This window comes from Modicisalibacter coralii (assembly GCF_004117855.1).
Classification (GTDB): domain Bacteria; phylum Pseudomonadota; class Gammaproteobacteria; order Pseudomonadales; family Halomonadaceae; genus Modicisalibacter; species Modicisalibacter coralii.
This window is the reverse complement of the sequence record NZ_QWBW01000038.1, coordinates 1-16,174: the sequence shown is the minus strand read 5'-3', so window position 1 is coordinate 16,174 and position 16,174 is coordinate 1. Positions and strand designations below refer to the sequence as shown.

The following is a 16,174-nucleotide window of genomic DNA, read 5'->3' as shown; positions in this document are numbered from 1 at the left end:
GGCCCGTTCCGTGGTACGTCCCGACGTCGGTCGGCGTCAGTCCGCCTCGTGCTCCGGCAGGGCGCGACCGCGTGTCGCCTGCCCCGCGGTCAGGGCGTAAGGCGCCGGCCCCTCGCCGCGCCGGCGCAGGGTGAAGGTACCCACCGTGTCGGCAAGGCGCTGCGCCTGAGCCTTGAGCTCCTCGGCGGCGGTGGCGGTCTGCTCGACCATCGCGGCGTTCTGCTGGGTCATGCGATCGAGATCGGCGACCGCCTGGTTGACCTGGCCGATGCCCTGACTCTGCTCGCGGGTCGCGGCGTTGATCTCGCTCAGCACGTCGGTGACCCGCGCCACGCTCGCCACGATCTCGTCCATGGTCGTCCCGGCGGTACGCACCCGTTCGGCGCCGCTGCGGGTCTTGGCGGTGGAGGCGTCGATCAGTTCCTTGATCTGGCGGGAGGCGTCGGCGCTGCGGCTGGCCAGCTGACGCACCTCGCCGGCGACCACCGCGAAGCCGCGACCCTGCTCGCCGGCCCGGGCCGCCTCCACCGAGGCGTTGAGCGCCAGCAGGTTGGTCTGGAAGGCGATGCCGTCCATCAGCGTGACGATCTCGGCGATCTGCCGCGACGAGGCCTCGATCTCGTCCATGGTCTGTACCACCTCACTCACCACCTGTCCGCCGCGGGAGGCGACATCGGAGGCCGAGGCGGCCAGTTGATCGGCCTGGCGCGCCGAGTCGGCGGTGTGCTCGACGGTGCTGGTCAGCTCTTCCATCGACGCCGACGATTCCTGGATGCTCGACGCCGCGGACTCGGTCCGCGCGGAGAGATCCTGGCTGCCGGTGGCGATCTCGGCCGAGGCCACCCGTACCGAGTCGCTGCTGTCGCGAACCTCGAGCAGCACGTCGTGCATCTTCTCGGCGAAGGCGTTGAACTGGGTGGCGAGTTCGGCGGTCTCGTCGCGCCCCCGCACCGGGAGTCGCTGGGTCAGATCGCCGCCGCCCGAGGCGATGTCGCGCATGCGTTCGGCCAACTGACGCAACGGCCGCGCGATGCGCCCGCCGAGCAACCAGCTGGCCAGCAGGCCGGCCCCGGCGATCGCCAAACCGACGGCGATCATGCCCAGCATGGAGGCGTGACGCTGCGCGCCGAGCTGCATCTGCAGGTCGTTCAGCCCGGCCATCACGACGCTCTGCGGCAGCCGCACCATCAGTACCCAGGGCTTGTCGATCCCGGCGACCTCGAACGGCCAGTAGAGGGAGATATTGCCGTCGGTCGTGGTATACACCGAGTCGCCGGACTGGGCCTGGCGAATCCGTTCGACGGACGCTTCTTCGAGCGCGCCGGCCATCGGCTTGCCCAGGGCCTCGTCATGGCCGGTAAAGGCCGTGATGCCGCCGCGCGGGGCGATCAGCGCCATCTCGCCGGCCCCGTCGTAGAGGGACTGATTGGCCGTACCCAGCAGTTGCTGGATGAAGTCCACACCAATATCGACACCGGCGCTGCCGCGAAACTCGCCATCGACGATCACAGGTACATCGAACGAAGTCAGCATCCTCGTCTCGCCGCCGGCTTCGTAACGCGCCGGGTCCGAGCTGCATGGCTTCAGGGTCTCGCGCGGGCACAGATAGTATTCCCCTTCACGCAAACCGTTGGAGAGGACGGTTTCACTTTCCAGCTCATCGCCCATCGGCATGACGTTCACATCACCGTCGTCGGTGCGATACCACACCGGCTTGAAGCGCCCATCCTCCCCGTAGCCGAGCCCTTCGACACCGGCATAATAGGAATCGCTGCCGAAGGCGTCGGGCTCCCAGCCGATATAGGCGTCACTAAGCATGGGGTTGTCGACCACAGTCTGGCGCACCAAGTAAGAGACCTCGCGCCGACTCAGATATAACCGCTGTCGGCCCTCGTCATCTTGCTGCCCCAGCATGGTGTTGATTTCGGAGAGATTGCGGGCCTGATCGAAGGCCCTCTCCAGGCGCCCCTTTATGCGCTCGGCCTGTGACTCGGCGGTGGCGGCGAGCCGCGCACCGATACTGCGTTCGAGCAGTCCGCGGGTCTGGTTCTCTACCAGTGACTGGGAGCGCGAGCTGGCGAACAGCGAATAAACGACCAACGCCACGACGACGGTCAGGATGCAGGCGCCGGCGAGCAGCGTCACAAAGGTTCGCAAGGACTTGAAGTGCATCGTCACGCCTCCCCCGCAATGGCCGGGAAGCACTCGATCGCCCCCTGCCGAGGCATGGCCTGAGATCCAGTGTCATCAACGGGCAGCCAACGACCAAGAGCGCTGGCAATGCTGGCCGCTCCGACGAGGCAGAAGCGGAAGTTCAGGGGAATCTGCATGTCTTGTACTCGCTTATCATTGTGGATATGAGAGTCGGCAGGTGCTGCCGGGGAGCATTCCTCCGTGGTCGTTATCGGCGGCACGCATCAATACTTGAAATTTCAAGTAGACACTCTTGGCTGGAACCTCAGGGCCTGGACGAGAAAACGCCGCCCCGAATGGCCGCATGCTGTCTTGGCGACCATCGGCAGGCACAGGGGCCCTCCAATGCCTCGGCGATTTTCTGACAAAGGCATTGGAGAGGGTTGCGGGTGCCCTACCGGCCCAGTGTCGCTGGCCAGACGACGGCCTCTTTGCATCAGGCCGGTTCGATGTCCGAAAGGCTGCGGGCATGTGCCACTTTCCCCGACGTCAAGGCATAAGGGGCCGGCGCCTCGCCGCGCCGGCGCAGGGTGAAGGTGCCCACCACCTCGGCGAGACGCTGGGCCTGGGCCTTGAGCTCCTCGGCGGCGGTGGCGGTCTGCTCGACCATCGCGGCGTTCTGCTGGGTCATGCGGTCGAGATCGGCGACCGCCTGGTTGACCTGGCCGATGCCCTGACTCTGCTCGCGGGTCGCGGCGTTGATCTCGCTCAGCACGTCGGTGACCCGCGCCACGCTCGCCACGATCTCGTCCATGGTCGTCCCGGCGGTGCGCACCCGTTCGGCGCCGCTGCGGGTCTTGGCGCTGGAGGCATCGATCAGTTCCTTGATCTGGCGGGAGGCGTCGGCGCTGCGGCTGGCCAGCTGACGCACCTCGCCGGCGACCACCGCGAAGCCGCGACCCTGCTCGCCGGCCCGGGCCGCCTCCACCGAGGCGTTGAGCGCCAGCAGGTTGGTCTGGAAGGCGATGCCGTCCATCAGCGTGACGATCTCGGCGATCTGCCGCGACGAGGCCTCGATCTCGTCCATGGTCTGTACCACCTCACTCACCACCTGTCCGCCGCGGGAGGCGACATCGGACGCCGAGGCGGCCAGTTGATCGGCCTGGCGCGCCGAGTCGGCGGTGTGCTCGACGGTGCTGGTCAGCTCTTCCATCGACGCCGACGATTCCTGGATGCTCGACGCCGCGGACTCGGTCCGTGCGGAGAGATCCTGGCTGCCGGTGGCGATCTCGGCCGAGGCCACCCGCACCGAGTCGCTGCTGTCGCGAACCTCGACCAGCACGTCGTGCATCTTCTCGGCGAAGGCATTGAACTGGGTGGCCACATCGGCGGTCTCGTCACGCCCCCGCACCGGGAGTCGCTGGGTCAGATCGCCGCCGCCCGAGGCGATGTCGCGCATGCGTTCGGCCAACTGGCGCAACGGCCGCGCGATGCGCCCGCCGAGCAGCCAACTGGCCAGCAGGCCGGCCCCGGCGATCGCCAAACCGACGGCGATCATGCCCAGCATGGAGGCGTGACGCTGTGTGTCGAGCTGCATCTGCAGGTCGTTCAAGCCGGCCATGACGGCGCTCTGCGGCAGCCGCACCATCAGTACCCAGGACTTGTCGATCCCGGCGACCTCGAATGGCCAGTAGAGCACCACATCGCCGTCGGTCGTGGTATACACCGAGTCGCCGGACTGGGCCTGCTGGACCCGTGACACGGCCGCCTCGTCGAGCGCGCCGGCCATCGGCTTGCCCAGGGCGTCGTCGTGCCCGGTAAAGGCCGTGATGCCGCCGCGCGGGGCGATCAGCGCCATTTCGCCGGCCCCCTCGTAGAGAGAGGCGTTGGCCTGACCCAACAGCCCCTGGATGAAATCGACGGCGAGATCGACACCGGCGCTGCCGCGAAACTCGCCATCGACCAGGATCGGCGCGTTGAACGAGGTGACCAGCAGCATCTTGCCGTTGTAGTCGTAGAGGTGGGGATCGACGATACAGCTACGCCGGGTCTCCTTGGGGCACAGGTAGTACTCCCCCTGGCGGATGCCCGAGTCGTCGCGCTCCTGACTCTCCATGCCACTGCCCAGCGCCAGGACCTCGATATCGCCGCTCTTGGTGCGATACCACCAGGGCATGAAACGCCCATCGGGGCCGTATCCCTGGTCCTCGCGTCCGGTGTAGAGCGCATCGTGGCCGAAGGCGTCGGGCTCCCAGCCGATGAAGGCGTCGAGCAGTTCGGGGTTGTCGACCACCATCTGACGCACCACCTCCGAGAGCTCGTCGCGGCTGAGCGTCAGCGGCGCCGGGCCGCCCGCATCGGGTTTCGCCATCATCGCATTCAACGACGCCAGGTTGCGCGCCAGCGTCATGGCGTGTTCCAGCCTGGACTGAATGCGCGTCGCCTGGTCGGAGGCCACCGCCTCGAGCCGCTCGGCGATACTCGTCTCGAGCAGATCGCTCGTCTGCGCGTCCACCAGCGCCTGATTGCGGGAATTGGCGAACATCGAATAGCCCACCAGGGCCACCACAACGAGCAGGATGCAACTGCCGACGAGCGTCGTGACCAGCGTACGTACGGATTTAAATTGCATAGTCCGGCTCTCTCCGGGCGGTGTTGGCGGCGGCGGGCGCTGCCGGCAGTGGCTCTGCCGTCCGGGTGCGCCGCGTCAACGTGAAGGAACCCACCGCCTCGGCGAGTCGCTGGGCCTGGGCCTTGAGCTCCTCGGCGGCGGTGGCGGTCTGCTCGACCATCGCCGCGTTCTGCTGGGTCATGCGGTCGAGATCGGCGACCGCCTGGTTGACCTGGCCGATGCCCTGGCTCTGCTCGCGGGTCGCGGCGTTGATCTCGCTCAGCACGTCGGTGACCCGCGTCACGCTCGCCACGATCTCGTCCATGGTCGTCCCGGCGGTGCGCACCCGTTCGGCGCCGCTGCGGGTCTTGGCGGTGGAGGCGTCGATCAGTTCCTTGATCTGGCGGGAGGCATCGGCGCTGCGGCTGGCCAGCTGACGCACCTCGCCGGCGACCACCGCGAAGCCGCGACCCTGCTCGCCGGCCCGGGCCGCCTCCACCGAGGCGTTGAGCGCCAGCAGGTTGGTCTGGAAGGCGATACCGTCCATCAGCGTGACGATCTCGGCGATCTGCCGCGACGAGGCCTCGATCTCGTCCATGGTCTGTACCACCTCACTCACCACCTGACCGCCGCGGGTGGCGACGTCGGAGGCCGAGGCGGCCAGTTGATCGGCCTGGCGCGCCGAGTCGGCGGTGTGCTCGACGGTGCTGGTCAGCTCTTCCATCGACGCCGACGATTCCTGGATGCTCGACGCCGCGGACTCGGTCCGCGCGGAGAGATCCTGGCTGCCGGTGGCGATCTCGGCCGAGGCCACCCGCACCGAGTCGCTGCTGTCGCGCACCTCGATCAGCACGCCCTCGAGCTTGTCGACGAAGTGGTTGAAGCCATCGGCGATCTGCGCCACCTCGTCGCGCCCATGAACCGGCAGCCGGCGGGTCAGATCGCCGCTGCCGGAGGCGATGTCCTCCAGCGCGTCGCGCACGCGCTCCAGGCCGCCGAAGGCGCGCCTCAGCCACAGGCCCAGCAGGACCGCGGCGATCAGCGTGACGATCACCAGCGTGACCAGTGCGGAGCGGATGATCGCGCGCAGCCCGGCCGTCGCCTCGCGTTCGTCGAGCGCCACGGCGAGTCGCCAGTCGGTACCGGCGATCGGCACGACCTCGAGTCGCTGGGCGGCGTCGCCGATCGTGACCGGCTGCCAGCCGGGCTGGTCGGCCAGGGCATTCATGTCGCTGGCGGTGAGTCCCGCGCTCAGCGCCGAGAGCGGTTCGAGGGTCAGTGCCTCGTCGGGATGGGCGATCAGGGTGTCATCGGTGCTCAGGAAGGCGAAGCTTGAGGGCGTGGGCCGGATCGCCGCCACCGTGTCGACGATGGTCGCGATCGCCACATCGCCGCCGATCACTCCCCAGAGCTTGCCGTCACGCTTCACCGGCGTGGCGAACGACACCGCCGGCTTGCCGGAATTGGCATCGATGAAGGGCTTGGAAACGATCGTCCCGCCGTGCGCCACGGCATCCCGATACCAGCCACGCTGGCGGGGATCGAAATCGTCGGGCGGCACCCAGCCATCGGACATGACGATGCTGCCGTCGGTCTTGCCGACATACGCCGCGATGAAGCCCCCCGATTCGGCGAGCTGGATCAGGGCCGGCAGCGGATCGCCCTCGGCGACCGGCTTGCGGGCCGCCTCGATCATGCGACGACGATCGTCGATCCAGACTTCGATGGTATCGCGGCCGCCCTCGGCGGTCGCCGCCAGGCTCTTGCCGATGGCGTTTTCGTAATGACTGCGCACGGTGAAATAGCTGGTACCCGCGACCAGCAGCATGGCCACGGCAATGATGGCCACGCAGGCCACCTGAATGCGGCGTTTCAGGGAGGACAGCATGTCGGAAATCTCACTCAGGGCTTGGGTCGATCGATCATCGATAGGGCGCGCCGTCTTCGTGTGCGGCGCTTATGGGCCATATCGGCTGCTGTCAAGACAACTTGAGTGGCGATTCCCGAAACGTTGCCCGGGATCAAGGACGAACCGGGCACGCAGAAAAACGCCGTCCCGGATGGCGGGGCGGCGTTGCGATGGTCGTCGAGGGTGGGGTGGGATCAGGCGTAGGGCTTGCCCAGCGCCTCGGCGATCTTCTCCTTGGAGGCCTTGGAGAGGTCCTTGTCGAGCTCCCTGACCACCATGTCGCGGGTGTTGGAGTCCATCTTGTCGCGCAGCAGCCCGAGGAACCTGGGCTCGGCGATGATCACGAAACTGTCCGCCTTGCCCTGGGAGCGCGCATCCTTGAGATAGCCGGCGACCTCCTTGGCGAAGAACATCGCATGCTTGTCGGACGTGGCGTCGTCGTTGCCGGTCTGGCGAAGATTGGCACCGCCTCCGCCGCCGGACTCGCCCTTGCCGCCGGTGCGCAGATCGCCGGTATGCTCGCGGCTCTCCGGGTGGGACAAGTCCTCGACCTCGTTCATCTTACCGGCTGCATAGGCAAAGACACGGGCACGCGCCGCATCGGTGGCAACGATGTAAGTGGTCATGGAGTCTCCTTATTCCTGTGGCACATTTGCGCGTCGACCCATCCTCGGTCGCCCCTTCAGGATGGGCGATCCCGCCCCGCCGATCAACGTCGCCATGCCCGCCCCGGCCCGGCGGCCGGCTCGCCTTCACGGACGACCAGCCAGAGGCGCACCAGGCACGCCAGTGAATCGACCTCCAGCTTGGTCATGATCCGGGCACGATGCAGCTCGACGGTCTTGGGGCTGATCCCCAGTTCCGCGGCGATCGCCTTGCTGGTCGCACCGTCGACGACGCCGTCGAGCACCTCGCGTTCACGTGGCGTCAGCCGCGCGAATCGCTCGCCCACGTCCAAGCGCTGGCGACGCGCCCGACACCGGGCGAGATCACCCCGGGTCGCCCAGTTCACCCGCTCGCGGAGTTCCCCGGCCGCCAACGGCCGCAGCAGGACATCGGCCGCTCCGGCACGCATCGCCCTCAGCCCCAGCACGGCATCGGCCTCGCCGGCGAGAAACACCACGGGGGGCGGGTCGCCGTGCGCCGCGAGGCGCTGCTGAAACGCCACGCCATCCATGCTCGGCAGGCGCAACTCGCTGACCACACAACCCGGCGTGCGACACGACGCATCGGCGAGCGTCCGGGCCCAGACGGCAAGGAACTCGCGCCCGCCGGCATAGCGTTGCACCGGCCAGGGCAGGTGGCGGGCCCAGTCGTGCGCTGCCCGGGCCGAGCCGTTGTCGACGAGGTGAATCGTGGGCGTGTCCTGCATGGAGCCTCCGCGGGTTGCCGTCCGTGGCGAGACGCGGCCGCAGCCGCGTCATGCTCAGCGTAGTCGCCGGGCTAGGGGTTTTCCCCTATGGCGATATCCGCCGCGAGACACTTTACTTAACAGACGAATGGATTCCGCTAACGATACTCGGCCGGCGGCTCGCGCCCGGCCCGACCGTGTCTCTCTGAGAGGGAGCAAGCACCATGCACGACGAAGCGCAAACGGATACGCGCTGCACGATCCACGTCGACGGCCAGGCGATCCAGGCCACCCCGGGCGAACCGCTGATCGCCTGCCTGGAACGCCATCACATCGACCTGCCCCACCTCTGCTATCACCCGCAACTCGGCCCGCTGGAAACCTGCGATACCTGCTGGGTCGCCACCGGCGCGGGCCTGACCCGCGGCTGCACGCTGCGCGCCGAGGAGGGGCTGAGCATCGAGCTGTCGCCCCGCGAGGCCGACGCGGCACGCCACGAAGGCATCGACCGGGTGATCGCGCGCCACGAGCTCTACTGCTCGGTGTGCGAGAACAACAACGGCAACTGCGAGGTGCACAACACCGTGCGCGACATGCAGGTGCCCAACCAGCGCTACCCCTACGAGCCCAAGCCCTACGCCAAGGACACCTCGCACCCCTTCTATACCTACGATCCCGACCAGTGCATCCTCTGTGGGCGCTGCGTCGAGGCCTGCCAGAACCTCGAGGTCAACGAGACGCTGACCATCGACTGGGAGCGCGAGCATCCGCGCGTGCTGTGGGACGGCGGCGAGGTCGCCGACGAATCGAGCTGCGTGTCCTGCGGCCAGTGCGTTACCGCCTGCCCCTGCAACGCGCTGATGGAGAATTCCATGCACGGCGAGGCGGGGCCGCTGACGGCGATGTCGTGGGACGTCAAGCGCCCGCTCACCGACGCCGTCAAGCGCCTCGAGCCGGTGACCGGCTTCGGGCCGATCTTCGCCATGTCGGAAGTCGACGCCACCCAGCGTCACGCCGACATCCAGCGCACCAAGACGGTATGCACCTACTGCGGGGTTGGCTGCTCGTTCGAGATGTGGACTCGCGGTCGCGAGATCCTCAAGGTCCAGCCCACCGAGCACGGCCCGGCCAACGGCATCAAGACCTGCATCAAGGGCAAGTTCGGCTGGGACTTCGTCAACAGCGACAAGCGCCTGACCCAACCGCTGATCCGCGAGGACGAGCACTTCCGCGAAGCCAGTTGGGACGAGGCGCTCGACCTGGTGGCGCGCCGCCTCGGCGAGATCAGCGAGAACCACGGCCGGGACTCGCTGGCCTTCGTCGCCTCGAGCAAGTGCACCAACGAGGAGTCCTACCTGACCCAGAAGCTGGCCCGGGCGGTGTTCGGCACCAACAACGTCGACAACTGCTCGCGCTACTGCCAGAACCCGGCCACCACCGGCCTGTTCCGCACCGTCGGCTACGGCGGCGACTCGGGCAGCATCAGCGATCTGGAAATGGCCGACCTGATCCTGATGGTCGGCACCAACACCGCCGAGAACCACCCGGTGATCGCCTCCTCGCTCAAGCGCGCCCAGAAGCATCACGGCCAGCAGCACATCGTCGCCGACGTACGCCGCCACGAGATGGCCGAGCGTGCCGACCTGTTCCTGCAACCGCGCAACAGCACCGACCTGGTGTGGCTGTGCGCGGTGACCCGCTATCTGATCGACCACGGTTACGCCGATCGCGAGTTCATCGACGCTCACGTTCACGGCTTCGAGGAGTACCGCCGCTCGCTGGAGCCGTTCACCGTCGGCTACGCCGCCGAGATCACCCATCTCAGCGAGGAATCGATCATCGAGGCCGCCGAACGCATCGGTCGCGCCGAGCGGGTCTGCGGCCTGTGGGCGATGGGCGTGACCCAGCACACCTACGGTTCCGACACCAGCACGGCGATCTCCAACCTGTTGCTGGTCACCGGCAACTACGGCCGCCCCGGCACCGGCGGCTATCCGATGCGCGGCCACAACAACGTCCAGGGCGCCAGCGACTTCGGCTCGCTGTGCAACATCTTCCCCGGCTATCAGTCGGTCGAGGATGCCGAGGCCCGCGAGCACTGGCGTCAGGGCTGGGGCGTCGACTGGCTGCCGGAGAAGGCCGGTTTCAACAATCACTCGATGATCGACGCGGTCAGCGAGGGCAAGCTCAAGGCGATGTACATCATCGGCGAGGAGAGCGCGCTGGTCGACGCCAACGCCAACCACGTGCGCGAGAACTTCGGCCGGCTCGAATTCATGGTGGTGCAGGACATCTTCTTCTCGCGTACCGCCGAGTACGCCGACGTGGTGCTGCCGGCGGCGCCGAGCGTCGAGAAGGAGGGCACCTTCGTCAACACCGAACGGCGCATCCAGCGCCTCTATCAGGTCATGGAGCCGCTCGGCAACGCGCGCCCCGACTGGGCGATCCTCGCCGACCTGGGGCGCCGCCTGGGGCACCCCTGGCACTATGCCCACCCCGCCGAGATCATGGACGAGGTGGCCCGCCTCAGCCCGCTGTTCGCCGGGGTCAGCTACGCGAGACTGGAAGGCTGGCAGTCGCTGCAGTGGCCGGTGGCCGCCGACGGCACCGACACCCCGCGGCTCTACGCCGACCTCGACTTCCACTTCGACGACGGCATGGCGCGCTTCCATCCGGTCGAATGGCACGACTCGCCCGAGCGCATCGACGCCGAGTACGATTTGCATCTCAACAACGGCCGCGTGCTCGAGCACTTCCACGAGGGCAACCTGACCGGCGCGGGAAGGATCAACGACAAGCTCGCGGAGGTCTTCGTCGAGGTCAGCCCCGACCTGGCCCGGGCGCGCGGTGTCGAGACCGGCAGCCTGGTACGGCTGACCTCGCGGCGCGGCGAGATCGAACTGCGCGTGCTGGTCACCGACCGCGTGGTCGGCCACGGCCTGTACGTGCCGCTGCACACCCGCGAAGGCAACGTCAATCGCCTGACCGGCGATCACGCCGATGTCGCCGTGGACACCCCGGCCTACAAGGAGATCGCCGTGAAGATGGACGTGCTCCAGACCGAGGGCCCCTCGCCGCTGCCGCGCAACAACCACCGCAACGGCAAGCGTATCCCGATCCAGGATATCGGTGTCGATCGCAAGTGGGCGCGCAGCGACTACCAGCGCCCGCCCCATGCCTCACCCGACCCGGAGCGATTCTGATGGCCAAGGCAATCAAGCCCGACCAGGTGCCCGCCGGCGCCTTCGGCGGCAAGACGGCGCCCGACGCCCACGATGAACTCGAGCGGCTGATCGAGAACCTGCACCGGCGGCAGGTCTTCCGCACGCTCAATGTCTTCCTCGAAGCCTTGCCCGAGACCTCGCGCCTGTTCGCCGAGGAACTCGACAGCGACACCGGCGTGCGCGGCGGGGCCAACCTCTACCTGCTGCTGCGCCTGCTCGGCCGGGTGCCGCCCGAGGAGCTCCAGCGCTGGATCGACGCCGCCGCCCGCGGCGTCAGCGCCGCCTCCCGGGAGGAGGCCAGCGAGGCCTACCCGCCACCGGGCGTGCTGGGGGTCAAGGATCTGCTCCACGACGAGGCACTGTGGCGCTCGCTGGGCCCGCTGCTGGAGGGGCTCAAGGCGTTCAGCGGCGGGCTGCAGGAGTCCGGGACCGTGTCGACCGGTTCACGCCCCGGCCCCGAGACGGGTGCCGACGTGCCGCCGGCACGGGCCGGCAGCGGCCGTGATCCACTGGAGGACTCGTCTGGGTAAACGCCGCGCCTCGTGGGTTTAGCGCTGCCGCAGCGGCAATGTTAGTATTGACTAACCGGCAAGGAGTGCCGGCCGTCATCGCATTGCATCCCCGCTGCGACCCGAATGGAGGCTCTGCCCACGATGCGCAATTTCCTGTTCCTGCGCCACCCGCTGCCCCGGCGCACCCTGGTGTTCTGCCACGTCGTCATGCAACTGGCGCTGTTCGTGGCCGGGCTGGTCTGGCTGGCGCGCCACAGCCCGCCGCTGACCGGTGGCGCCTGGACGACGAGCTGGCCGACCCTGGCGCTGGGCGGCGGCATCTGGCTGCTGAGCCTGGTGGGCATGCGCCTGCTCGCCGAGTTGCTGATGCTGCCGTACCACCTGGCCGGGCTGCGCAACGCCGACTCGCCGGGCGCGGTGATGACACGCGCCTACGATCGCCGTCCCGCCGTCCACGATCCCGAGCGCCGCTGGGTCAACGACATCTCGCCGGTCATCTCGGAAGAAGCCGTGGGCGAGGCCCGGGTCACCCGGCCCCGCCAGTCGCTCAAGACCCGCCTGCACAGCACCACCGAGCCCGGCGTCGCCGGCGACGCTCGCGAGGCCGTGGCGGCATCGGGCAAGCAGCGCCAGGAGCCCAGCCTCTAGGGGCCTGACTTGTGCGCGGCGAGCATTGGACGCTTCCCGCGAATCACCTTAGGCTAGTGCCTCGCTTCACAGGCGGGGCGGCGTGCCACCGGGCGTGGTCCCCGCTTCGCCGGACGGGAACCCCTAGCCAATGTCGTCGGTCGTCAATGTCATCCTGCCCATCTTCGGGCTGATCCTGATCGGTTATCTCTGCCGCAGGACGGGCCGGCTGGGCGAGACCGCCGCCTCCGAGCTCAACCGCTTCGTGGTCTGGCTGTGCCTGCCGGCGCTGCTGTTCCGCGCCACCGCCACGGCGACCTGGGCCGAGATCTGGCACCCGCAATTCCTCGCGGTGGTCGCCATCGGCACGCTCACGGTGTTCGTCGCCACCCTGATCTATCGGCTGCGCGGGTCGCGCCATCTGGCGGATGCCAGCATCGACGGGCTCGGCGCGGCCTACGCCAACACCGGTTACGTGGGCATTCCACTGAGCCTGCTGGTGCTCGGCGAAGCCGGGCTGGAACCGGCGCTGATCGCCACGCTGTTCGTCGCCTGCGTGCTGTTCGCCATCGCCGTGATCTGCATCGAGGTCGGCCTGCAGGCCGAACGGTCCCCCTCCCACGCGGTGCTCAAGGTGGCCAGGGCACTGGCCAGGAATCCGCTGGTGGTGTCGCCGCTGCTGGGGGCGCTGGGGGCGCTTTCCGGGCAGGACCTGCCGCATGCCCTGGACGCCTTCCTGCGCCTGCTCGGCGATGCGACGACGCCGTGCGCGCTGGTGTCGCTGGGGCTGTTCCTGGCCCAGAAGCAATCGGGGTCGACGCAGGGCACCCTGGGGCTGGTGGGCCTCAAGCTGTTCGTGCACCCCTTGATCACCTGGGTGCTTGCCTATCAGGTATTCTCCCTGCCGCCGCTGTGGGCACAGTCGGCGCTGCTGATGAGCGCCCTGCCGACCGGTACCGGCCCCTTCATGCTCGCGGAGTTCTACCGGCGCGAGGCGGCGGTGGTCTCGCGCACGGTGCTGCTGTCGACGCTGGGCTCGCTGGTCACCCTGTCGCTGTGCCTGTACCTGATCCAGGGATGACGGCGGGGCGTGACGGCATCGCGCGTCACGCCCCGGTCGCGCCCTTCCCGGTCAGTGACCGAGAATCTGGCTGAGGAAGGTCCGGGTGCGCTCGGAACGCGGCTCGTTGAAGAACCTCTCCGGCGGCGCCTGCTCGATGATCTGACCCTGGTCCATGAAGATCACCCGGTCGGCGACCGTCTTGGCGAAGCCCATCTCGTGGGTCACGCAAAGCATGGTCATGCCCTCGCGGGCCAGTTCGACCATCACGTCGAGCACTTCCTTGATCATCTCCGGGTCGAGCGCCGAGGTCGGCTCGTCGAAGAGCATCACCTCCGGGCGCATGCACAGCGCCCGGGCGATCGCCACGCGCTGCTGCTGCCCGCCGGAGAGCTGGCCCGGGTACTTCTTCGCCTGATTGGCGATCTGCACCCGGTCGAGGAATTCCATGGCGGTCTTCTCGGCCTCGCGGCGCGGCTTCTTCTGCACCCAGATCTGCGACAGGCAGCAGTTCTCGAGCACCGTGAGGTGGGGGAACAGGTTGAAGTGCTGGAACACCATGCCCACCTGACGGCGAATCTGCTCGATGCGCTTGATGTCCTGGGTCATGGTCACGCCGCCGACGACGATCTCGCCCTGCTGGTGCGCCTCGAGATGATTGATGCAGCGGATCATCGTCGACTTGCCCGACCCGGAGGGGCCGCAGATGACGATGCGTTCGCCGCGCGCGACGCTAAGGTCGATGTCGCGCAGCACGTGAAAATCACCGTACCACTTGTTGAGCCGCTTGATCTCGATCATCGGCTCGCTGTCGTGCCGGGGGGCGGAGGCTTCACTCATGGCAGTTTCCTGAGGGTCCTGCGCTCGTCGCCAGCGGGCCACGAGCGGCGGTTGTGGTTGTGGATGTCACCGCTTGTGGCCGGTATGCAGCCGGCGCTCGATGTACTGGCTGTAGCGCGACATGCTGAAGCAGAAGACCCAGTAGACCAGCGCGGCGAACACGTAACCCTCCATCGCGAAGCCCAGCCAGTCGGTGTCGGTCAGGCCGGCGCGGATGATCGCCAGCAGATCGAACAGGCCGATGATCAGCACCAGCGAGGTGTCCTTGAACAGCGAGATGAAGGTGTTGACGATGCCCGGGATCACCAGCTTGAGCGCCTGGGGCAGGATGATCAGCCCCATGCGCTGCCAGTAGCTCAGCCCCAGGGCCTGGCCGGCCTCGTTCTGGCCCTTGTCGATCGCCTGCAGGCCGCCGCGTACCACTTCGGCCATGTAGGCGCTCCAGAAGAACATGATGCCGATCAGCGCACGCAGCAGCTTGTCGAACTCGATCTCCGAGGGCACGAACAGCGGCAGCATCACCGAGGCCATGAACAGCACGGTGATCAGCGGCACGCCGCGCCAGAACTCGATGAAGATCACGCTCACGCCCTTGACCAGCGGCATCGTCGAACGCCGCCCCAGCGCCAGCAGCACACCGATCGGCAACGAGCCGACGATGCCCACCACGGCCACCGTGAGGGTCAGCATCAGCCCGCCCCATTCGCGGGTGGGCACGTCCATCAGGCCGAAGTGGCCACCCACCAGCAGGAAGTAGGCGATCACCGGGAAGCCGACCAGCGCGAACAGCCCCACCCACGGCTTGGCCGGCAGGCGGGGGAGCGCCAGCCAGGCGATCAGCACGGCCAGCATCGCGAAGACGAGATCCACGCGCCAGCGCGCCGCCTCGGGATAGAAGCCGTAGACGATCGACTCGAAGCGCGCCGAGATGAACACCCAGCAGGCGCCATCGCCACTGCAGGCGTCGCGACTCGAGCCGAGCCAGTCGGCGTCGAACAGGCTCCATTCCAGGAAGGGCCACAGCAGCCGCACCAGGAGCGCAATGGTAACGATCGAGACGAGCGAGTTGAGCGGCCCGGAGAACAGGTTGGCACGCAGCCAGCCGAGTACGCCGCGGCGCTGGTCGGGGGGCTCGCGGGCCTCGATCATCTGGGTACGGACGGGTGTCGGTGACGAGGCCATGTCAACGCTCCTTGAGCAGCGTGCGCGCGTTGTAGAGGTTCATCAGCAGCGACACCAGCAGGCTGATCACCAGATAGACGGCCATGGTCATGGCGATGATCTCGATCGCCTGGCCGGTCTGGTTGAGCGTGGTGCCGGCGAACACCGCGACGATGTCGGGGTAGCCGATCGCCGTGGCCAGCGACGAGTTCTTGATCAGGTTCAGGTACTGGCTGGTCAGTTGCGGGACGATCACCCGCATCGCCTGGGGGATGACGATCTTGCGCAGGGTGATGCCGCCGGGCAGGCTCAGCGAGCGCGACGCCTCGGTCTGGCCGTGGGGGACCGACTGGATGCCCGAGCGCACGATCTCGGCGATGAACGCGGCGGTGTAGATCGACAGCGCCAGCCACAGCGCCATCAGCTCGGGCATGATGTTGATGCCGCCACGGAAGTTGAAGCCCTTGAGCTCGGGTATCGACCACGCCAGCGGCGAACCACTGGCCAGAAACACGATCAACGGCAGACCGACGACCAGGGCGGCACCGATCCGATACATCGGCAGCGCCTTGCCGGTGGCCGCCTGGCGGCGACGGGCGAAGATCGTCAGCGCCACGGTGAGGACCACCGCGACCGCCAGCGCCCAGGGCGTGGCGGCGAACCCCGGCAACGCCTCGGGGGCCGGCACCACCAGGCCGCGCACGTTGAAGAAGATGCTGTCGAACAGCGACAGGCTCTGGCGCGGC

At 67.9% G+C, this 16,174-nt stretch carries 12 protein-coding genes; 4 read left to right on the top strand and 8 right to left on the bottom strand.

The window, feature by feature from the left end:
- Nucleotides 1-36: 36 nt before the first annotated feature.
- From D0901_RS18005 to D0901_RS17985, 5 genes are all read right to left on the bottom strand, one after another.
- The gene (locus D0901_RS18005) at nucleotides 37-2,172 is read right to left on the bottom strand and encodes a methyl-accepting chemotaxis protein (protein ID WP_129141685.1); all 2,136 of its coding nucleotides are present in this window, start codon (nucleotides 2,170-2,172) and stop codon (nucleotides 37-39) included.
- Nucleotides 2,173-2,629: 457 nt separating this feature from the next.
- Nucleotides 2,630-4,765, bottom strand: a complete 2,136-nt coding sequence (locus tag D0901_RS18000) for a methyl-accepting chemotaxis protein (RefSeq protein WP_129141684.1) — start codon at nucleotides 4,763-4,765, stop codon at nucleotides 2,630-2,632.
- Nucleotides 4,755-6,632 carry a methyl-accepting chemotaxis protein gene (locus D0901_RS17995; protein WP_129141683.1) on the bottom strand — a complete coding sequence of 626 codons (1,878 nt, stop codon included), beginning with the start codon at nucleotides 6,630-6,632 and terminating at the stop codon, nucleotides 4,755-4,757. Before D0901_RS17995 ends, D0901_RS18000 begins: the two co-directional genes overlap by 11 nt.
- Before the next feature lie 215 nt (nucleotides 6,633-6,847).
- Nucleotides 6,848-7,279: a host attachment protein gene (locus tag D0901_RS17990; protein WP_129141682.1), complete on the bottom strand. Its 432-nt coding sequence runs from the start codon at nucleotides 7,277-7,279 to the stop codon at nucleotides 6,848-6,850.
- 83 nt (nucleotides 7,280-7,362) lie between these two features.
- Nucleotides 7,363-8,025 carry a response regulator transcription factor gene (locus D0901_RS17985; protein WP_129141681.1) on the bottom strand — a complete coding sequence of 221 codons (663 nt, stop codon included), beginning with the start codon at nucleotides 8,023-8,025 and terminating at the stop codon, nucleotides 7,363-7,365.
- Between the two features lie 203 nt (nucleotides 8,026-8,228).
- Here D0901_RS17985 and fdhF point away from each other — a divergent pair, with 203 nt between their 5' ends.
- The 4 genes from fdhF to D0901_RS17965 all read left to right on the top strand — a co-directional run bounded on the left by fdhF (nucleotide 8,229) and on the right by D0901_RS17965 (nucleotide 13,448).
- The gene (fdhF, locus tag D0901_RS17980; RefSeq protein ID WP_129141680.1) at nucleotides 8,229-11,207 is read left to right on the top strand and encodes a formate dehydrogenase subunit alpha; all 2,979 of its coding nucleotides are present in this window, start codon (nucleotides 8,229-8,231) and stop codon (nucleotides 11,205-11,207) included.
- Nucleotides 11,207-11,758 carry a helical membrane plugin domain-containing protein gene (locus tag D0901_RS17975; RefSeq protein WP_129141679.1) on the top strand — a complete coding sequence of 184 codons (552 nt, stop codon included), beginning with the start codon at nucleotides 11,207-11,209 and terminating at the stop codon, nucleotides 11,756-11,758. The genes fdhF and D0901_RS17975 overlap by 1 nt, the downstream gene beginning before the upstream one ends.
- 123 nt (nucleotides 11,759-11,881) lie before the next feature.
- Entirely contained in the window at nucleotides 11,882-12,388 is a 507-nt protein-coding gene (locus tag D0901_RS17970; protein WP_129141678.1) for a hypothetical protein, read from the top strand.
- Between the two features lie 130 nt (nucleotides 12,389-12,518).
- Nucleotides 12,519-13,448, top strand: coding sequence for an AEC family transporter (locus tag D0901_RS17965; RefSeq protein WP_129141677.1), 930 nt, complete (start codon nucleotides 12,519-12,521; stop codon nucleotides 13,446-13,448).
- A gap of 51 nt (nucleotides 13,449-13,499) precedes the next feature.
- On the opposite strand, the gene D0901_RS17960 is transcribed toward D0901_RS17965, so the two are convergent.
- From D0901_RS17960 to D0901_RS17950, 3 genes are all read right to left on the bottom strand, one after another.
- Nucleotides 13,500-14,267, bottom strand: coding sequence for an amino acid ABC transporter ATP-binding protein (locus D0901_RS17960; RefSeq protein ID WP_275423170.1), 768 nt, complete (start codon nucleotides 14,265-14,267; stop codon nucleotides 13,500-13,502).
- A gap of 66 nt (nucleotides 14,268-14,333) precedes the next feature.
- Entirely contained in the window at nucleotides 14,334-15,449 is a 1,116-nt protein-coding gene (locus tag D0901_RS17955; RefSeq protein WP_129141676.1) for an amino acid ABC transporter permease, read from the bottom strand.
- Nucleotide 15,450: 1 nt separating this feature from the next.
- A partial coding sequence (locus D0901_RS17950; protein ID WP_129141675.1) for an amino acid ABC transporter permease occupies nucleotides 15,451-16,174 on the bottom strand: 724 nt, incomplete at its 5' end.